At 59.0% G+C, this 16,298-nt stretch carries 19 protein-coding genes; 5 read left to right on the top strand and 14 right to left on the bottom strand.

Annotated features, from left to right (window positions below):
* Positions 1 to 5 precede the first annotated feature (5 nt).
* The 4 genes from fumC to SIB73_RS09745 all read right to left on the bottom strand — a co-directional run bounded on the left by fumC (position 6) and on the right by SIB73_RS09745 (position 3,118).
* Entirely contained in the window at positions 6 to 1,403 is a 1,398-nt protein-coding gene (gene fumC / locus SIB73_RS09760; RefSeq protein ID WP_413405539.1) for a class II fumarate hydratase, read from the bottom strand.
* A 19-nt stretch (positions 1,404 to 1,422) separates the two neighbouring features.
* Positions 1,423 to 1,530 carry an adenylosuccinate lyase gene (locus tag SIB73_RS09755; protein ID WP_413405541.1) on the bottom strand — a complete coding sequence of 36 codons (108 nt, stop codon included), beginning with the start codon at positions 1,528 to 1,530 and terminating at the stop codon, positions 1,423 to 1,425.
* 15 nt (positions 1,531 to 1,545) lie between these two features.
* Complete coding sequence (gene purB, locus SIB73_RS09750) at positions 1,546 to 2,841, bottom strand: adenylosuccinate lyase (RefSeq protein WP_413405542.1); 1,296 nt, start codon at positions 2,839 to 2,841, stop codon at positions 1,546 to 1,548.
* 61 nt (positions 2,842 to 2,902) lie between these two features.
* The gene (locus SIB73_RS09745; protein WP_413405544.1) at positions 2,903 to 3,118 is read right to left on the bottom strand and encodes a hypothetical protein; all 216 of its coding nucleotides are present in this window, start codon (positions 3,116 to 3,118) and stop codon (positions 2,903 to 2,905) included.
* A 98-nt stretch (positions 3,119 to 3,216) separates the two neighbouring features.
* On the opposite strand from SIB73_RS09745, the gene SIB73_RS09740 reads away from it, so the two are divergent.
* A complete protein-coding gene (locus SIB73_RS09740; RefSeq protein ID WP_413405546.1) occupies positions 3,217 to 4,044 on the top strand; it encodes a TlyA family RNA methyltransferase in 828 nt (275 codons plus the stop codon).
* A 21-nt stretch (positions 4,045 to 4,065) separates the two neighbouring features.
* Here the strand turns inward: SIB73_RS09740 and SIB73_RS09735 are convergent, their stop codons facing one another.
* The 3 genes from SIB73_RS09735 to SIB73_RS09725 form a co-directional block, all read right to left on the bottom strand.
* The gene (locus tag SIB73_RS09735) at positions 4,066 to 4,404 is read right to left on the bottom strand and encodes a P-II family nitrogen regulator (protein ID WP_413323596.1); all 339 of its coding nucleotides are present in this window, start codon (positions 4,402 to 4,404) and stop codon (positions 4,066 to 4,068) included.
* 32 nt (positions 4,405 to 4,436) lie between these two features.
* Positions 4,437 to 4,664, bottom strand: coding sequence for a hypothetical protein (locus tag SIB73_RS09730; protein WP_413405548.1), 228 nt, complete (start codon positions 4,662 to 4,664; stop codon positions 4,437 to 4,439).
* 69 nt (positions 4,665 to 4,733) lie between these two features.
* Positions 4,734 to 4,949 carry a DUF4278 domain-containing protein gene (locus SIB73_RS09725; RefSeq protein WP_413405550.1) on the bottom strand — a complete coding sequence of 72 codons (216 nt, stop codon included), beginning with the start codon at positions 4,947 to 4,949 and terminating at the stop codon, positions 4,734 to 4,736.
* A 294-nt stretch (positions 4,950 to 5,243) separates the two neighbouring features.
* Between SIB73_RS09725 and queF the strand changes: the two genes are divergently transcribed.
* The gene (gene queF / locus SIB73_RS09720; protein WP_413405552.1) at positions 5,244 to 5,654 is read left to right on the top strand and encodes a preQ(1) synthase; all 411 of its coding nucleotides are present in this window, start codon (positions 5,244 to 5,246) and stop codon (positions 5,652 to 5,654) included.
* Here the strand turns inward: queF and SIB73_RS09715 are convergent.
* The 7 genes from SIB73_RS09715 to SIB73_RS09685 all read right to left on the bottom strand — a co-directional run bounded on the left by SIB73_RS09715 (position 5,626) and on the right by SIB73_RS09685 (position 13,632).
* Positions 5,626 to 6,918, bottom strand: coding sequence for a cytochrome c biogenesis protein ResB (locus tag SIB73_RS09715; protein ID WP_413405554.1), 1,293 nt, complete (start codon positions 6,916 to 6,918; stop codon positions 5,626 to 5,628). The genes queF and SIB73_RS09715 overlap by 29 nt on opposite strands.
* A 2-nt stretch (positions 6,919 to 6,920) precedes the next feature.
* Positions 6,921 to 7,589 (bottom strand): cytochrome c biogenesis CcdA family protein, encoded by a 669-nt coding sequence (locus SIB73_RS09710; protein ID WP_413406290.1) that lies wholly within the window; start codon positions 7,587 to 7,589, stop codon positions 6,921 to 6,923.
* 85 nt (positions 7,590 to 7,674) lie between these two features.
* On the bottom strand, positions 7,675 to 8,925 hold the full coding sequence (locus tag SIB73_RS09705; protein ID WP_413406292.1) for an FtsW/RodA/SpoVE family cell cycle protein: 1,251 nt from the start codon (positions 8,923 to 8,925) through the stop codon (positions 7,675 to 7,677).
* Positions 8,926 to 9,069: 144 nt separating this feature from the next.
* Entirely contained in the window at positions 9,070 to 9,270 is a 201-nt protein-coding gene (locus SIB73_RS09700; protein ID WP_413405556.1) for a phycobilisome linker polypeptide, read from the bottom strand.
* A gap of 5 nt (positions 9,271 to 9,275) precedes the next feature.
* The gene (gene apcB / locus SIB73_RS09695) at positions 9,276 to 9,764 is read right to left on the bottom strand and encodes an allophycocyanin subunit beta (protein WP_413405558.1); all 489 of its coding nucleotides are present in this window, start codon (positions 9,762 to 9,764) and stop codon (positions 9,276 to 9,278) included.
* 39 nt (positions 9,765 to 9,803) lie between these two features.
* Complete coding sequence (locus SIB73_RS09690) at positions 9,804 to 10,289, bottom strand: allophycocyanin (protein ID WP_067095786.1); 486 nt, start codon at positions 10,287 to 10,289, stop codon at positions 9,804 to 9,806.
* 427 nt (positions 10,290 to 10,716) lie between these two features.
* Positions 10,717 to 13,632 carry a phycobilisome rod-core linker polypeptide gene (locus SIB73_RS09685; RefSeq protein WP_413405560.1) on the bottom strand — a complete coding sequence of 972 codons (2,916 nt, stop codon included), beginning with the start codon at positions 13,630 to 13,632 and terminating at the stop codon, positions 10,717 to 10,719.
* A 159-nt stretch (positions 13,633 to 13,791) separates the two neighbouring features.
* Between SIB73_RS09685 and SIB73_RS09680 the strand changes: the two genes are divergently transcribed.
* The 3 genes from SIB73_RS09680 (at position 13,792) to atpB (ending at position 16,185) form a co-directional block, all read left to right on the top strand.
* Positions 13,792 to 14,994, top strand: a complete 1,203-nt coding sequence (locus SIB73_RS09680) for a class I SAM-dependent methyltransferase (RefSeq protein WP_413405562.1) — start codon at positions 13,792 to 13,794, stop codon at positions 14,992 to 14,994.
* A gap of 104 nt (positions 14,995 to 15,098) precedes the next feature.
* Positions 15,099 to 15,434, top strand: a complete 336-nt coding sequence (locus tag SIB73_RS09675) for a hypothetical protein (protein WP_413406294.1) — start codon at positions 15,099 to 15,101, stop codon at positions 15,432 to 15,434.
* A gap of 25 nt (positions 15,435 to 15,459) precedes the next feature.
* On the top strand, positions 15,460 to 16,185 hold the full coding sequence (atpB, locus tag SIB73_RS09670) for a F0F1 ATP synthase subunit A (protein ID WP_413405564.1): 726 nt from the start codon (positions 15,460 to 15,462) through the stop codon (positions 16,183 to 16,185).
* Positions 16,186 to 16,298 lie beyond the last annotated feature (113 nt).

The raw sequence follows: 16,298 nt of genomic DNA, 5'->3' as shown, positions 1-16,298 counted from the left end.
GTTCTTCAGCCCTGCTGTCGTGCCATGTCGGCGGGATCGACGATGCGGTCGAAATCCTCGCCGCTGACATAACCCAGATCCAGAGCTGCATTTCTGAGGCTGAGGCCCTGTTCATGGGCGTATTTGGCGATCGCACTGGCTTTGTCGTAGCCGATGATCGGCGCCAGAGGCGTGACCAGCATCAGCGATTGTTCGACATCCCTCTGAATCCTGGCTCTGTTCGGTTCGATCCCTTCGACCATGGCCACCCGGAAGCAGCGACAGGCATCCGTGAGCAGGGTGATCGACTGCAGCAGATTGAAGCCGATCAGCGGTTTGTAGACGTTCATCTGCAGATGGCCACCGGAACCGGCCATCGCCACAGCCGCATCGAGACCGATCACCTGGGTGCACACCATGGCCATCGCCTCACACTGTGTCGGGTTCACTTTCCCGGGCATGATCGAGCTTCCCGGTTCATTCTCGGGCAGATGCAGCTCCGCCAGACCTGCGCGCGGGCCACAGGCCAGAAGCCTGATGTCGTTGGCAATTTTGAGCAGGCTTCCCGCAAGCAGTCGCAGCTGGGCCATGGCATGCACCAGCCCGTCATGGCTCGCCATCACCGCAAACTTGTTGTCAGCTGAGCTGAAGGCCAGTCCTGTGAGCCTGGCCAGTTCCTCCGCAGCCTGCTCGGCGAAACCGTCGGGAGCATTGAGGCCGGTTCCCACCGCCGTGCCCCCCAGTGGCAGCGGATAGACCTCCGCCAGGCTGGATGCAACACGGGTGCGGGCGACCAAAATCTGGTCCCGCCATGCCGATGCTTCCTGGCCCAGGGTCAGCGGAACCGCATCCTGCAGGTGGGTGCGACCGATTTTCACGAGGTCCTTCCAGAGCTCCGCCTTGGCTGCAAAAGCACCGATCAATCGGTCGAGTTCGGGCAGCAGGCGGCGTTCGAGACCTTCCGCGGTCGCCAGATGAATCGCTGCCGGAAAGGCGTCATTGGTGGACTGGGAGCGGTTGACATGGTCATTCGGGTGAACTGGCCTGTGGCTGCCGAGCGGTTCGCCGGCGGCCCGCGCAGCCAGATTGCTGATCACCTCATTGACGTTCATGTTCGTCTGGGTGCCGCTGCCGGTCTGCCAGACGCGCAGGGGAAACTGATCATCGTGCTGTGCATCCGCCACTGCCGCTGCGGCGGTCACGATGGCGTCACACTCTGATTCACTGATCACTCCGAGGCTGGCATTCACGCAGGCTGCCGCCTGTTTGATGCGTGCGAGCGCATGAACAAGCTCCACCGGTACACGGGTATCGGCGATGTCGAAGTTCTGCAGGGACCGCTGGGTCTGTGCTCCCCAGAGGGCATCTGCAGGGACTTCGACGGCCCCCATGCTGTCGTGTTCGGTTCTGGTTGCGTCTGGCATCGCAGGGCAGATGAGTGCGTTACGGGTCTGGACCCGCTCCGGGCCGCAGCACGAGGACAATGATCAGCAACATGCCGCTGACGCTGACGACCACGTAAATCCAGTCTGCATAGGGGGTCCAGAACATGGTTCAGGCCAGGTCTCAGAGTCCCAGGCGGTCCCAGATCACCCCCAGGTTCGCCTGGTGAAGATCGGTACTGAAGCAATCGTTCAGTTGCTGAGTGTCGAGCCTGGCCGTGACTTCCGGGTCCGCTTCAAGATTGCTGCGGAAATCCCCCCCGTCGATGTTCCAGGCGCTGTGGGCGTTGCGCTGCACCATCCGATAAGCGTCTTCCCTGCTCATTCCCGCATCCACCAGAGCGAGCAACACCCGCTGGCTGAACACCACACCGCCGTACACGTTCATGTTGCGGAGCATGTTTCCCGGGTAGACCCCAAGACCTGCCACCACAGCTGTCATCTCCCGCAGCATGAAATGCAGTGTCACCGAACAGTCGGGGAGCATCATCCGCTCGGTTGAGCTGTGGCTGATGTCTCGCTCATGCCAGAGCGCCACATTTTCCAGGGCAGCGACGACATAGCTGCGCAGAACCCTGGCCAGGCCGCTGATGCGTTCACTGCGGATCGGGTTGCGCTTGTGCGGCATGGCCGAGCTGCCTTTCTGCCCCTTGGCAAAGCTTTCTTCCACCTCGAGCACATCAGTGCGTTGCAGGTTGCGGATTTCAGTGGAGAAACGGTCCAGTGAGGCACCAACCAGCGCCAGAGTCTGCACGTAATCCGCATGCCGATCGCGAGAAATCACCTGAGTGCTTGCGGTGTCGGCTGTCAGTCCGAGTCGTTCGCAGGTGAGCCGTTCCACCTCAGGGTCGGTGTTGGCGTAGGTGCCCATGGCTCCACTGACCTGACCCACGGCCACATCCCGTTCCAACCGTTCGAGGCGCTCGTCATTGCGACGGGTTTCGGCCAGCCAGCCGGCCAGCTTGAATCCAAACGTGATCGGTTCACCATGAATGGCGTGGGAGCGACCGATCATCACGGTGGATTTGTGCTCCCCCGCCAGTTTGGCGATGGCGGCGTCAAGGGCGCTGAGTTCCTTCCTCAGCAGTACGACGGATGCTTTGAGCTGCAAGGCCAGACCTGTGTCCAGCACATCGCTGCTGGTCATTCCCACGTGGATGTAGCGACCCGAGGCTCCGACGTGCTCGTTGACGTTGGTCAGGAAAGCGATCACGTCGTGACGCACTTCCGCTTCGATCTCAAGGATCCGCTCTGGCTCAAAAGCCGCCTTGCTGCGGATGTCCTCCATGGCTTCCTTTGGAACGCGTCCCAGGCTGCAGTTGGCCTCGCAGGCCGCCACTTCAACGTCAAGCCAGCTCTGATACTTGGCCTGGTCGGTCCAGATCGTGCCCATTTCGGGCAAGGTGTAGCGCTCGATCAAGGGATCGCAGACAAACGGTCAATCCCTGACCATACGGTGACGCTGGTTCATCTCAGCGAGCTCAGGCTGAGCGCAGACGGCGATGCTCAACCTCCCATTGCACGTGCAGTCCCCAGGCCTGTTGTCTCACCGTGCAGAGACCTCCCCTGCATTCGATCACCTGGAAAGGTGGGAGATCGCTGGGGTGGTTCTCGATGGTGACGAAGGTGCCGGGGTGCAGAAGTTCCACCACATTGCGAGGCTTTGGGCGGTGGCGTGGGTGCTGCTTGGCGGACATGACCGTGGTGCGGCTCGGAACGATCCTCAAGGAGTTGTCAGCTCTCAGGGGCGAACCATGCAAGTTTGTTCGGATTTCGACTCTGCTTTTATGAAGAAATGGCTCGCAAACGCCGTCTGGATCTGCATCTGCTCACTTTGGGCCTGGCCTCTTCCCGTCAGCAGGCCCAGCGTTTGATCCGTGCCGGCAAGGTGCGCGACGCCCATGGACAGCGCCTCGAGAAGCCTGGACTGGAGGTGCCGGAAGATGCTCCCCTTGAGGTTGAGCAACCGCCGCGATTCGTTTCAAGAGGTGGAGACAAGCTCCTGGGTGCCTTGAAGACCTTCCCGGTTGAGGTGCGTGGACGGGTCTGCCTCGATGGCGGAATTTCGACCGGTGGGTTCACCGATTGCCTGCTGCAACACGGTGCCAGCAGGGTTTACGGCATTGATGTCGGGTATGGCCAGACTGCATGGAGTCTTCGCACTGATGAGCGGGTGGTCCTGCGGGAACGCACCAACCTGAGACGTCTGACGGCTGAAGACCTCTACGGTGAGCATGAACAACGTCCGACGCTGGCTGTGGCGGATGTTTCGTTCATCTCTCTGCGGCTTGTATTGCCGGCCCTGCGGGGTCTGATGAGCAACGAAGGTCCAGATGCTGATCACTGCGAAGCCATCGTGCTGGTGAAGCCCCAGTTCGAGGTGGGGCGTCAGAGAGTCGGCAAAGGTGGTGTTGTGCGTGACCCCGCTGCGCACGTGGACGCCATCATCGCCGTGATCGAAGCCGCCAACCCGATCGGATGGGAAGCCAGAGGCCTGGTGGCTTCACCACTCACCGGCCCTGCCGGAAACCATGAATATCTGCTCTGGCTGACCTCACAGGAGGATCGGGACTTCAACCACAGTGTGATCAACAGTGTTGTGTCAGACACTCTGAGCACCTGATCCAAAGCCGTTCTGGTGGACTCAGAGTGCAGAGCTGTCGCGATCGCCTGTGCGGATGCGAACCACAGTGTCAACGGGAGAAATGAAGATCTTGCCGTCACCGATCTCACCGGTTTTTGCCGCTTCGGCGATGGCATTGACCACAGTGTCAACACGCCCATCGTCGATCACCACTTCAATCTTGAGCTTCTGAAGAAATTCAACGGTGAACTCAGAACCGCGGTAACGCTCCACCTGACCTTTCTGACGACCGAAACCACGAACCTCGCTCACGGTCATGCCGACGATCCCAGCATTGACCAGAGCAAGTTTGACGTCTTCAAGCTTGAAAGGACGGATGATCGCTTCGACTTTTTTCATGGCTGTTATCCGGCTTTGGAAAAGCTAAGAGCTCAGGCGTGTTGTGTTGAAGAGAGGGAAGGCAGCGGATTTAGAAGGAGGCCTGCAAGGGAAGCGTCCGCCATGAGCGTCTCAGCATCTGTGCGGCTCACGATCACGTGACCTTCTGCGAGAAGCTCCCAGTGCTCGGATTCGAAATGGGTCTGAAGCCAGAGGATTCCATGAACGCTGGCAGGTACCAACCGGAAGGAGGTGCCTTCAGCGAGCAAGCGGAGATCCATGAAGAAGACTTAGTGGCTAACCCATTACGGCTCGTCAGTCCCTTTGCGGATGTACGCGTTGATACCGAATCAGGAGTTGACGAGATTTCTGGCCTGCGCGCAGCGGTGCTGATAGATGCTGCCTCGGTAGTGGAGTTCCACAGTCGTTTCCGCTGCAGCTGCGTGGCTCAGAGGGGCTTCGTAGTGCTGGCCGCGATAGGTGTGGTCGACCTTGGCCTGGCTCAGGCGTTCATGCTGTGCCGGGTCGTAGGGGATGCCCCGGTAGGTGCGCTGTGTTCTGGTCATGGGAGTGGCCTCGAAGGGATGGTGTGTGCTCCGATCGTTGATCGGGATCGCTTCGTGGGAGAGAGCGTTGCTTCGCCGTGCGGGTGGCTACTTCCGGCTGGAAGGGACTGCTGGAGCGGTCCCGAGCCCAACGGTTTGTCTCTCAATGCATTACTACCGCATTAATGTTGTTCGCGGTGAACAGTTTGAGCTGAATCGGTCGAGAAATTCCTGGTTTCTCGAGTGTTCCTAAGCGATGGTGGCCGTCGGGTCGGGTTTTAGTGTCTTCACAAACCGTTGTCTGGCTTCCCGCCCATGAGTGCATCACCCGCAGAGACGACCCGCACCCCTCTCTATGGCGAGCGGGCCATTGCTGATGCCGAGCTGATTTGTTTTGACAACCCTCGCGAGGGCCGCGCTTATGAGGTCTCCATTGAGCTTCCTGAATTCACCTGCCTCTGCCCGTTCTCCGGGTATCCGGATTTCGCTGTGCTGCGACTTCTTTATCAACCCGGACCGCGTGTTGTTGAGCTGAAGGCCATCAAGCTCTACGTGAACAGCTTCAGGAATAGGACCATCTCCCATGAGGAGGTTGCCAACCGCATCCTTGATGATCTAGTCGAGGCCTGTGATCCGGTCTGGATGCAGCTGGAGGCGGATTTCTATCCCCGTGGAAACGTGCACACCGTGGTGCGCGTCAGCCATGGAGAGCGTCAACCCTGTTGATCAGCTGGGGTAGCTCCGTTGCGAAGCCTGCGAGGTTTCGGTTGCACAGCCCACCAACATGCAGTTTGGCCTGTTGTGTTTCAGCTACCGCCCAGATCTGACGCGTGGCCACCATGCTCAGTCCACCTCCGAGAAGCGTGATCGCAAAGCCTGCATAAACCAGTGGAACGCCTGGATCCCGCTTGAGCAGCAATCCGCTGGCCGGCATGATCTCGACCACTCTCAATGGCAGTCCCTGAATCTCAGCACCGTCTCCTCCGGGCCTGAGGTTGGTGAGCAGATTTCCGTCTGCATCAAACACCTGCACCGGTCCCTGTTCGCTGCTGGTGCTGAGGAACACCGGTTCACTCCCGTCCGGTCGCGTTGGCAGCACCAGTCCCCAGATCTGATCTCCTAGCTCAGGGAAGGTGCTCAGCGGTAGTTGAAGCAGGGGGCTTCGGCCGATCTGCACGGTGATGGTCGCCAGTGACCAGTCCGCCTGATACACGGTGATGCCCTGGTAGCGCAAAGGATGGTTCACGCTGATGTTGCGTTGTTCCTCAGGGTTTCCCTGGGGGGTCAGCAGCAGGGTGGAACTGAACTGTTCCGGCCGACCAGCAGGATCCCTCTCAATGGCGAAATCCTGCAGGGTGAGGCTGAGTCTGTTCTCCCCTGAAGGACTGAGCAGGTCCAGCGAGCGTCCAGGTGCGAGAAATCGCTCGAGACGTTGTCCCGCCAGGGCACCCCAGGCCGCTCCGATCAGGAGCATCACCAGGCCCGTGTGAACCAGCAGAGGCCCCACACGCCCGACAACACCCCTTCGGGCCGCAAGTCGTCCGGTCTGCTCTCTGACGTTCCAGCCCTGCCCTCTGAGCTCGGAGGCCAGTCCGTTCAGCGCGGCACCACTGTCAGTGCAGGAGATGGTCTCGGCAAGAGCCAGTTTGCTCAGTTGACGGGGACGGGAGTAGTCGGTCCAGCGCAGTGCCGCCTTCAGGGTGGGCCACTGACGCCTCCAGCTGCACAGCGTGAGTGCCAGCCCCAGCAGGGCCAGCAGCGAAAGAAACCACACGCTCGAATAGACGTGATTGAGCTGCAACTGCAGCATCAGGTCTCCGTTGATCAGCCCCAGCCATGGATCTGTATTGAACCGTTCCAGATAGAGCTCAGGGTCTTCCTGCTGGGGAATGATCGTGCCCACCGCACTGGCCAGAGCGATGAGCAGCAGCAGCAGAATGGCCAGCCGCAGGCTTGAGATCAAGGCCAGCATTCGTTTCAAAAAACGCATGCTCAGACAAGCCTCGACAGCAGGGTGAGGGTGCCGATCGTGAGCAGCACGACGCCACTGATGCTCGGGATCCAGCGGCTGATCGAGCGCATCGCCATCAGTTTGGGAAGTGACGCGGCCATGCTTCCCGCAAGCAGCAATGGCAGGACCTGGCCGATTCCGAAGCAGCTCAGAAAGAGAAGGCCTGTTAGCGCATTGCCGCTGCTGGCGATCCAGCCCAGCAGAACGGCCAGCACAGGAGTGGTGCAGGGAGAGGCCGCGAGGCCGAACGCAAGACCAGCTGCGATAGGCGCAAGAGGTGCGGGCACTTTTCGGCTCCATGCGTCGGGGTCTGGGCCGCTCGGAAGTGGCAGTCGCACCACTCCAAGAAGGTTGAGTCCCATGACCACTGCAAGCAGAGCCACCAGGGTTGGGATCAGTCCTGGCACCTGACCGTAGATACCTCCGAGCAGTCCGCTCAGGCTGCCCAGCACCACCAGGGCCCCGACAATGCCCCCGCAGAAGGCAATGCTGCGCTGCCAAGGCGGTTGCTCGCTCTCGAAACCGGCGAGATAGGCCAGCGTCACCGGCAGCAGAGAGAGTGAGCAGGGGCCGAGACTGGTCAGGGCTCCAACCACCAGCACGGCTCCCAGGCTGAGTGGACCAGGCTGCTGGAGTGCATGGTTCAGCAGGTCTTCACCGCTTCGGGCCAGATCGGACAGTGCCAGGTCAAGGAAGGCGATGGTGAAGCCGATCAATGAGAAATCGGAATTCAGCCTATCGATCAGAACGTTGCCGGCGTCGATCAACCGCCGGTCGTTGCCCCTGCCCACGTCCACCGATCAAACCCGTGGATTCGAGGGAGCAGCGGATCAGGAGTCCAACGATCATCAAACTTGACAGCAATGAGTTGCCCCCGTAGCTGACCAACGGCAAGGGCAGACCTGTGGTTGGCATTGCCCCGGAGGCCACAGCCACATTCATCACGGATTGCCCCACCAGGAGCGCCGAACAACCAATCGCGACGAGCCTGGCCTGATTGTTTCGGCAGCGAAGCGCAACACGCAGCCCCAGATAGCCGATCAACATCAGAAACAGCAGCAGCAGCAGGGAGCCCACCAGTCCGAATTCCTCGGCATAGACCGCGAAGATGAAGTCGGTGCTCTGAATCGGCAGGTATTGGAGTTTCTGGGTTGAGAGGCCGAAACCCTGGCCGAACACACCACCCGAGCCGATTGCCAGCAGGCTTTGAATCAGTTGATATCCATCACCCTGAGGATCCTTCCAGGGATTCAGAAAGGAGATCACCCGCAACCGTTGATATTCATTGATCAGGATGCTTGCTGTGCCCAGCAATGCGCCTCCGATCGCCGTGCCGAACAGCTGAAAGAGGGGCAGTCCGGCGGAAAAGGCCATGAGCCAGATGAGAAGGCCGGTGAGTGCCGCGGTGCTGAGGTTGGGCTGCTTGAGAATGAGCAGCACCAGAACTCCGAAACTGCTCAGCCACAGCAGCTTCTGATCCAGGCCTGTCCGTTTCCAGTGAGCGAAGAGAGTCGCAGCTTGCAGCACCACGAATGGTTTCACGAGTTCGGAAGGCTGAATCTGAATCGGCCCGATCACCAGCCAGCGGCTGGCCCCGTTCACAGTGGTTCCCATCACCAGGGTCGCTGCAATCAACAGGCAGCCGATCCAGAGCGCTGGCCCTGCCAGCTTGAGCCAGCGGCGCAGATTGATTGAGGCAGTGAAGGACATCAGGCTCCAGCTGGCTGCCATCCAAACCAGCTGTCTCTTGACGTAATAAGCCCCTTCTCCCTGTTCACGGGCCGCCACCCACCAGCTGGCTGATGCGAGCACCAACAGACCAGCCAGGCTCCAGATGGCCGTGAGTGTCAGCAGCAGGCGCGCCTCCGCTGGCCAGAGTGACCAGTCGAGAGGCAGATAACGCTGCCACAAGGGCTTGGGCACTGAAGCGGCCTTGTGTCGTTCGCGAGCACTGCCCTGAGGTGAGGATCGACTCCTTTTGGAGATCACAGTGGGGCTGCTCAAAACGATCGGAGATGTTGCATGTATTGAGCCGTCCTCTCGACGGTTTGCCAAGGGAGCTCAATAAAAAACCCGACCAGAGGCCGGGTCTTGCTCACCATTGAATTCACTTGGGTCAGTTCAATCAGTTCAGTTGCCGACGTTGATCTGTTGATTGCCGGTGCAGAGCTCCACTTTGATGATTCGTCCTCCCTGCTTCTGGATGCGCTGTTGTTCAGCAAACCAGCTGTCGTAGGGGACCCACTTGGTGAAGAAGGTGTTCTGTAATTCTCTCTGCGTCCGAACCTTTTCAGGGCTGGGAATGCAGGCGGTGACTTTGAACAACCGCATGGGTCTCAGTTGCCGAGACCGGAACAGATGTAGTCGAAGTACACACCCATTTCCTTGCCTGCATCAGAGCCGACAAGGGAGGCGGTGACTTCCTTCATGGCCTGAATGGCCTGCACTGTTGCACCGATAGGCACGCCCAGGGAGTTGTAGGTCTCCTTGAGGCCGTTCAACACGCGCTCATCGAGGATGGAGGTGTCGCCGGCGAGCATCGCGTAGGTGGAGTAGCGCAGGTAGTAATCCAGATCGCGGATGCAGGCTGCATAGCGACGGGTGGTGTACATGTTGCCGCCGGGACGGGTGATGTCCGAATACAGCAGAGCCTTGGCGACAGCATCTCGGATGATGGCGGAAGCATTCGCACTGATCGTTGCGGCAGCCTTCACGCGCAGTTCACCACTGGCGAAGTAGCTCTCAAGGTTGGTCATGGATGCCGTATCCAGGTAGAGACCTTGGACGTCGGACTTGTTGATGACGTTGGTGATCGCGTCTTGCATGGACTCAGGAGTGACGTGAAGGGGCGTTGGTTCCGGTGATCAGGCGAGAGCGCCCACCACGTAGTCGAAGTAGAAGCCGGCTTCCTCGGCATCAGCACCACTGAGGATGCCCATGGCGACGGTTTTCATCTCACGAACGGCTTCTGCCATGGCCTCGAGGGGGGTGCCGAGGGATCTGTAGAGCTCGCGGGCTCCGATCACGCCGATCTCCTCGATCGGAGTCACATCGCCGGCGACGACGCCGTAGGTGACGAGACGAAGGTAATAATCCATGTCCCTCAGACATGTTGCCGTCATGGCTTCTCCGTAGGCATTGCCGCCAGGAGAAATGACGTCAGGACGCTTCTGAAAAAGCTGACCGCCTGCAGTCTTGACGATGCGCTCACGGCTCTCGCTGAGAACCTGAGCGACTCGCAGGCGACGCTGGCCTCCGCTGACGAACGCCTTGATCTGGTCCAGTTCCCCTGGACTCAGATAGCGGGCTTCGGCGTCCGCGTTGATGATCGAGTTGGAGACGATGCTCATGCAGTTCTACCTCGAAGCAAGCAGCCGCCCGTAGGAGGCCGATATCCGGTGAGTGGTGTGGTGATCTCGATTGAGATCGGGATGCAGCTTAAGGGCCGCGGGGCCTCGGATCGCTGAGATCCGAGTCGGAAGGCCTTCAGATGTTGTATCTGTTGATCTTCCGTTATGGAATTCGTGCTCCCCGCAGGGCCAGGAGCCGTTAAACCTCCTTAATTCTCAGGCAGCAGCAGGGAGAGGATGTGCGCTGGTAACAGATCTTCATTGCCAGTGTAAGCGGCTGAATTTGAGCTTCTTGCTGATTTTGTAGGTCTGTTTGTTTATAAAAAAATCAGCAAAAAACAGAGGCTTTGATATCTCCGTATCAAGAATTAATCAATGCCGTAAAGCCATGCAATAAGGCTTCAATTCCACCTTCTGAATGGAACGCTCAGAGGGCTTCGTCAGGTCGTGGGGTCAGGCCGGCATTGCCGCCGTAGAGGCTGGCCGTTCGAGTGATCGTGGACTGCGGCACTCCACTGCGGGAGCTCAGAGTGCTCAGCCCTGGCACATCAGAGGGTTCAGAACCGATCTCAGCGCGGAGTTCCAGCAGATTACGAACAGCGGTGGGCTGTCCTGAGGCCGCCCTCACCTGAAGGAAGCGACTTGTTTCCGAAGGAGTTGAGGCCCTGCCGAGGATTGCAATGCTTGCCGCTGTAGCAGCCCGCAGTGGTGCCATCCGTGAGAGTCGATCCTGGAATGGCTCGCTCATAGCAACCGACTCAACGAAGCCATCGAGATCAATCTGGCCATCTCTGAGCAGTGATTCCGCTGTGGTGAGGCGCTCAGTCTCCAGGGGTACGCGGTTCAACAGTTGTCGGTAGGTGGCATCAAGAATCTCCCTCAGTTCCGATTCGCTGGACACCTTTGCAAGTGACGCCTGTGTGGGGAGGCCCCCACGTTTTCTGTAGCCACTGGCATCGCCCAGAGGAAGAGCAGCCTGAAGGCCAGTTGTTGCACGCTTGGAGAACGATGCAGTTGAGAACTGATTCCTGGATGCCGCATTGCCCGATGTGCGCTGGAGCATGAAAGCTGCCAGCTGTTCCGGGGGCGTGAAGCCGCTGATGTCTGCTGTCCACTTGCCGGCGAAGCGGCTCGGCTGATTCTTGTCTGCGATATTTCTCTTGGTGACGTCGCCTGTGGAGCGGAATGCTTCCCGACGGATCGCTTCGGGCCGAGGTGTCATTGACACATCGACTCTGGACCCGATCGAGGGATCCAATGCCCTGCGTAATCCCGGAGCACGGCGCGTGGTCAGGTCCTTGGGAGTAATGAAGCGTTCATAGGGAACAGTGTCTTCACCGAAGCAGTCTTTGTAGTCCTTGCTGTCGATCAAGGCATCGACCAAACCGTAAAACCCACGGCGAGCTGCGGTGTCGAAGAGAGCATCGATCTCCCAGCGACCGAAGGTGGGTCTGCCCAGAAGTCGACGGTGCATGACTTCGATCGACTTGGCGATGTAAAGGCCTTCCCAGTAGCGACGACGGAAGGCATCCGAGCGAGCCACGCTTCGAATGAAGTCACGGAGGCTGATGTCTCCGTTTTCCAGACGGGCTTCCTGGGAGTTAAGGCGTTCACCGTCGTAGCCGGAATTGCCAAGCACCTGGATGTACACGGCTTTGATCACCGCCTGGGTGGAGGATTCGGTGTTGCGAACACTCGGCTGGCCGCCGCGGCTTGGAAGCGCCGAACCGCCAGTGGAGATCTGCTGGAGTCGAACCACCCTTGGTCCCACCTTGCGCGGGCGACTGCCCCGGAACTGAGGACTGTCCATCTGTCCCGGTTGCGCCATGCCGTTGCTCACCAGCAGGCGGCGGGTGTCATAGCTGAAGGGTGCAGGACGCGTCGTCACCGAAGCGGTGTCTGAAGGGAAGATCGCTCCGTACTGATTGCCGACCGGATCATTGCCGCCCCCGTAAACATGCTGGTCAGCAAGTGGCTGCCGGTACGAGGCATAGAGCGTGACGTACTGAGGTGCTCCCTCAAACGGAGCGCTGAAGCGGAACAGTCGCCGGTTGGACCCCCAGCCAGCGCTCTCCTGAGCCTCTTCACCCAGATCACGCAGATACGGAACAGTTTCCTCCCCGAAGGTCTGTGCGTATTCACTGCTGTTCACAATCACATCAACGAGACCGTTCAGGCCCTGATCGCTGACGATTGAGAATGCTTTGCGGAATTCCTCAAGAGAACTGATGCCTCGTCCGAGGAAATGGCGGTAGGCCAGCTCCACCACCCTGCTGTTGACAAAAGGTCCGTAAAACTGATTCCGGTATTCCTTGCTTCTGCCCAAGGCGCGGATGAATTCCCGCATCGAAATCTTGCCCTGCACCAGCTGACTGGCTTCTGAGCGGCAGGGATTCTGTGAATAGCCCTTGGCAATGTCACGTTCAAAAACCTGTCTGTAGGCCGCACGGATCACTTCGGATTTTTCCGCACCCGACAGGCCAGGGCGCATTTCAAAGCGTTGTGATGTTTCCGCAGCAAGGGAGTAGATCGCCGGAAGCTGAAGCCCTTGGCTGACAGGGCTGCCGAGCTTCTGTTTGGTGGAGGGTGTGGCTATGGCCAGCTCCTTCAGGAGCACGTTGAAGCAGTCGATGGTGAGTCGGCGTGCCTCAGGGCTCTCTCGAAGCAGCTCTGCACAGGCTCCTCGCATTTCCTGAAGCGCAACGTTGGTGGCGTTCAGAGAACAGTTTTTGAGAAGGATGTCGCGCAGCCCGCGCGTGTTCACCGCAAGGATGCTTGGATCTCCGGCCACCAAGGCATAGCCCACATAGCGGAGAAACCAGCCCAGGTCGCGCACCGATTTGCGCATGAATGCAGGGCCATACTTGGCCACGCTGATGGCGGTGAAGCCGGTGGGCAGAACGACACGTACATCGGCATCGCCGCCGGCGACATCGAAAAGCCGGGTGAAGAAATTGCCGCGCTTGGTGACACCGCTGTCACCCGTGAAGGTGCGCACGGATTGCTCGAAGGCGGCCTGGTCGGCGGCCAGCGGGGCGGCATCGACGGCCTGGGTTCTGGACACCTCGCCTGTGCTGAGCGGCGCCTCGAGGAACGAAAGCGGAGTTCCTCCGACGAAGATCCTGTTGGCCGCGCGGGCCACGATCGCTTCGGCATTGGCGGCAATGATCTTTGACGCTTCCAGGCGGTCATTGCCGCTGCGGAAGAACGTGATCAGCGTGTCGAGTTCGCCCCCATCCGGAAAACGGTCCTGCTGTTCCGCCTGACGAACGCTGGAGAGCGGCAGGGTGTCGAACAGCTGGGGGGAAACCCTTGGGCTGCCGCTGCTGGCGGTCACGGTCATGAACGGGAGCAAGCCGGATTCGGACACGTTACGGCTCGTCCTAAGGGCTCCTGATCCGGCATGAACAAATGTTTGCAGGGGTTTGTCCTTCAGCCCTTTTCTGATGGCCGCCCTGAAACGATCCAGACCTAAATAATGAGATCGGAAACCGACGCGCCGATGAACCCCCAGCCCTCGGATGCCGCCACTCCTGTTGTGAGTGATTTTTATGACCGTTTCCCATATCCCGGGGATCCACTGCAGGACGGACCGCCTCCGGGTTACAACTGGCGCTGGTGTCTGGAGAGCGTTTTGGCAGCTGTGCATGGCGCAGTGCCCTCAAGTGCCGATGAAGCCGCTTCCCCGAAAATTCTCGATGCAGGTTGTGGGACAGGCGTCAGTACTGATTACCTCTGCCATCTCAACCCGGGAGCGGAGGTTCTCGCGGTGGATATCAGTGCCGGAGCGCTCGAGCTTGCTCGCGAACGGCTGAGGAGATCAGGTGCGGCGGATCAGGTCAAGGGGTTGCGCCAGGAGCAGCGCAGCCTTCTTGATCTTCAGGGCGAGGGACCTTTCGACTACATCAATTCCGTGGGTGTGCTGCATCACCTGCGCGAGCCGCTTGAGGGCCTGAAGGCCCTGGGGTCGCTTCTGGCGGACACAGGATTGATTCACCTGTTCCTCTACGCCGACGCAGGACGCTGGGAGATTCATCGAACCCAGCGTGCGCTGTCCCGTTTGGGCGCTGGTTGCGGCGCCGAAGGTCTTCGTCTCGGCCGAGAGCTGTTCGAGGTTCTGCCGGAGGGCAACCGCTTGCGTCAGAACCATGAGCAACGCTGGCTGATTGATACCGCAGCGGACGCAAATTTTGCTGACATGTATCTCCACCCCCAGGAGACCAGTTATGACCTCAGTCGCCTGTTCGGCTTGATCGATGCCGCCGGCCTGCAGTTCGCCGGCTTCTCGAATCCCGCTGTATGGGATCTGAACCGTCTGCTTGCAGGGGAACTTCTTCAGCGAGCAGAAATGCTTCCACAGCGTGAACAGTGGCTGCTTGTCGAAGACCTCGATCCGGAGATCAGTCATTTCGAGTTCTTTGTGGCGAAACGATCCGTGCGATCCAACGTCTGGGAAGACGATGCTGTTTTGCTCCAGGCCTTCGGCAGACGACAGTCCTGTCTGTGGGGATGGCCTTCATCCAGTCTTCTGGGCCCTGATCTTGAGCCGATAGCGCTCTCCGAATCCGAACTGGCACTGCTGGAAGCGGTTGAACAACGTCCAGAAACCTGTTTGGGTGAGCTGGAATTCGGGCCGGAGACCGCCTCCGTCGCCAGAGGTCTCCTGTCGCGCCGGCTGCTGCTTCTGGAGGCCATCAGAACCTGAGCGTGAGAAAACGCGTGATAGATTCCGCGCGCTTCCTCAGGCATTGTTTGCTGGCTAACGACTCCACCGAATCAACAGCGGCTTCCGTTGCAATCGATTCTGGAATGGGTGATTACGCCAGGCTTCAACAACGTCTGATGCTGGCCACCCTGGCGGTTTCACTGGTTGCGTTCCTCATCGCGCTGGTTGGTTTCGACGTCATGGTTGCCCGCAGCCTGTTGGTGGGTTCATGCGCTGGTGTTCTTTACCTGCGTCTTCTCGCCCGCAGTGTGGCTCGGCTCGGCGGAGGTTCCCGTCAAGTTGGTCGTTTTCAGCTGGTTGTGCCTGTGCTGCTCGTTGTTGCAGCGGCCAAGTTCCCCCAGCTCGAGATCCTTCCAGCTTTCATCGGTTTCCTTCTCTATAAACCCGCCTTGATCCTTCAGACCGTCATCGACGGCTGAATTAGCGCATCCCCTTCTGCATTCAATGGCTTTGCTGCCTTACACACTGCCTTTCGCTGAACTGGAGGTTGGGAACCATCTGTATTGGCAGATCGGCAATCTCAACCTGCACGGCCAGGTTTTTCTGAGTTCCTGGATCCTGATCGGCGCACTCCTTGCTCTCGTCCTTGTTGGGACTCGCAAGCTGGATCGCGACCCAAGGGGTGTGCAGAACCTGCTCGAATTTCTCTGGGACTATCTGCGTGATCTTGCTCGTGATCAGATCGGAGAAAAATATTATCGAGAGTGGCTGCCCTTCATCGGAACCCTCTTCCTGTTCATTTTTGTGAGCAACTGGGGTGGTGCCCTGATTCCCTGGAAAGTTTTTGAACTTCCTGAAGGTGAACTGGGTGCTCCTACGGCAGACATCAACACCACCGTTGCGATGGCTCTGCTCGTCTCTCTCGCCTATTTCTATGCGGGTTTGAGCAAGAAGGGGCTGAGGTTTTTCGAGCTCTATGTAGAGCCGACTCCGATCATGCTTCCCTTCAAGATCATTGAGGAGTTCACAAAACCTCTTTCCCTGTCATTCCGTCTTTTCGGAAACATTCTCGCTGATGAACTTGCGGTTGGAGTTCTTGTTTATCTGGTCCCTTTAATCGTTCCGCTGCCTGTGATGCTGCTCGGACTTTTCACCAGCGCGATTCAAGCTCTGATCTTTGCAACGCTTGCAGCCTTCTACATCGGTGAAGGCCTTCACGAACACCATTAGGTGACAAATGCTCGCCGATAAGGCGATCTGCTAAACACTTCTGCGCGTAGGTCCGACGCTCATGACTCGGGCCCGCTCTCTTGCAACAGAGAGTGTCCCTGCGCAGGGGGAAC

It is taken from the genome of Synechococcus sp. MIT S9509 (genome assembly GCF_047303035.1).
Taxonomy (GTDB): Bacteria; Cyanobacteriota; Cyanobacteriia; order PCC-6307; family Cyanobiaceae; genus Synechococcus_C.
The sequence above is the reverse complement of the archived record's forward strand: the minus strand, read 5'-3'. Positions and strand labels throughout refer to the sequence as shown.

Excerpts from the sequence above, each read along its gene's own strand:
- SIB73_RS09740 (WP_413405546.1), top strand. The coding sequence starts at position 3,217 with ATGGCTCGCAAACGCCGTCTGGATCTGCATCTGCTCACTTTGGGCCTG.
- SIB73_RS09745 (WP_413405544.1), bottom strand. The coding sequence starts at position 3,118 with ATGTCCGCCAAGCAGCACCCACGCCACCGCCCAAAGCCTCGCAATGTG.
- SIB73_RS09725 (WP_413405550.1), bottom strand. The coding sequence starts at position 4,949 with ATGACCAGAACACAGCGCACCTACCGGGGCATCCCCTACGACCCGGCA.
- SIB73_RS09735 (WP_413323596.1), bottom strand. The coding sequence starts at position 4,404 with ATGAAAAAAGTCGAAGCGATCATCCGTCCTTTCAAGCTTGAAGACGTC.
- SIB73_RS09755 (WP_413405541.1), bottom strand. The coding sequence starts at position 1,530 with ATGTTCTGGACCCCCTATGCAGACTGGATTTACGTGGTCGTCAGCGTC.
- SIB73_RS09700 (WP_413405556.1), bottom strand. The coding sequence starts at position 9,270 with ATGCGGTTGTTCAAAGTCACCGCCTGCATTCCCAGCCCTGAAAAGGTT.
- SIB73_RS09680 (WP_413405562.1), top strand. The coding sequence starts at position 13,792 with ATGAACCCCCAGCCCTCGGATGCCGCCACTCCTGTTGTGAGTGATTTT.
- apcB (WP_413405558.1), bottom strand. The coding sequence starts at position 9,764 with ATGCAAGACGCGATCACCAACGTCATCAACAAGTCCGACGTCCAAGGT.
- queF (WP_413405552.1), top strand. The coding sequence starts at position 5,244 with ATGAGTGCATCACCCGCAGAGACGACCCGCACCCCTCTCTATGGCGAG.
- SIB73_RS09690 (WP_067095786.1), bottom strand. The coding sequence starts at position 10,289 with ATGAGCATCGTCTCCAACTCGATCATCAACGCGGACGCCGAAGCCCGC.
- fumC (WP_413405539.1), bottom strand. The coding sequence starts at position 1,403 with ATGCCAGACGCAACCAGAACCGAACACGACAGCATGGGGGCCGTCGAA.
- SIB73_RS09715 (WP_413405554.1), bottom strand. The coding sequence starts at position 6,918 with ATGCGTTTTTTGAAACGAATGCTGGCCTTGATCTCAAGCCTGCGGCTG.
- SIB73_RS09685 (WP_413405560.1), bottom strand. The coding sequence starts at position 13,632 with ATGACCGTGACCGCCAGCAGCGGCAGCCCAAGGGTTTCCCCCCAGCTG.
- atpB (WP_413405564.1), top strand. The coding sequence starts at position 15,460 with ATGGCTTTGCTGCCTTACACACTGCCTTTCGCTGAACTGGAGGTTGGG.
- SIB73_RS09730 (WP_413405548.1), bottom strand. The coding sequence starts at position 4,664 with ATGGATCTCCGCTTGCTCGCTGAAGGCACCTCCTTCCGGTTGGTACCT.
- SIB73_RS09675 (WP_413406294.1), top strand. The coding sequence starts at position 15,099 with ATGGGTGATTACGCCAGGCTTCAACAACGTCTGATGCTGGCCACCCTG.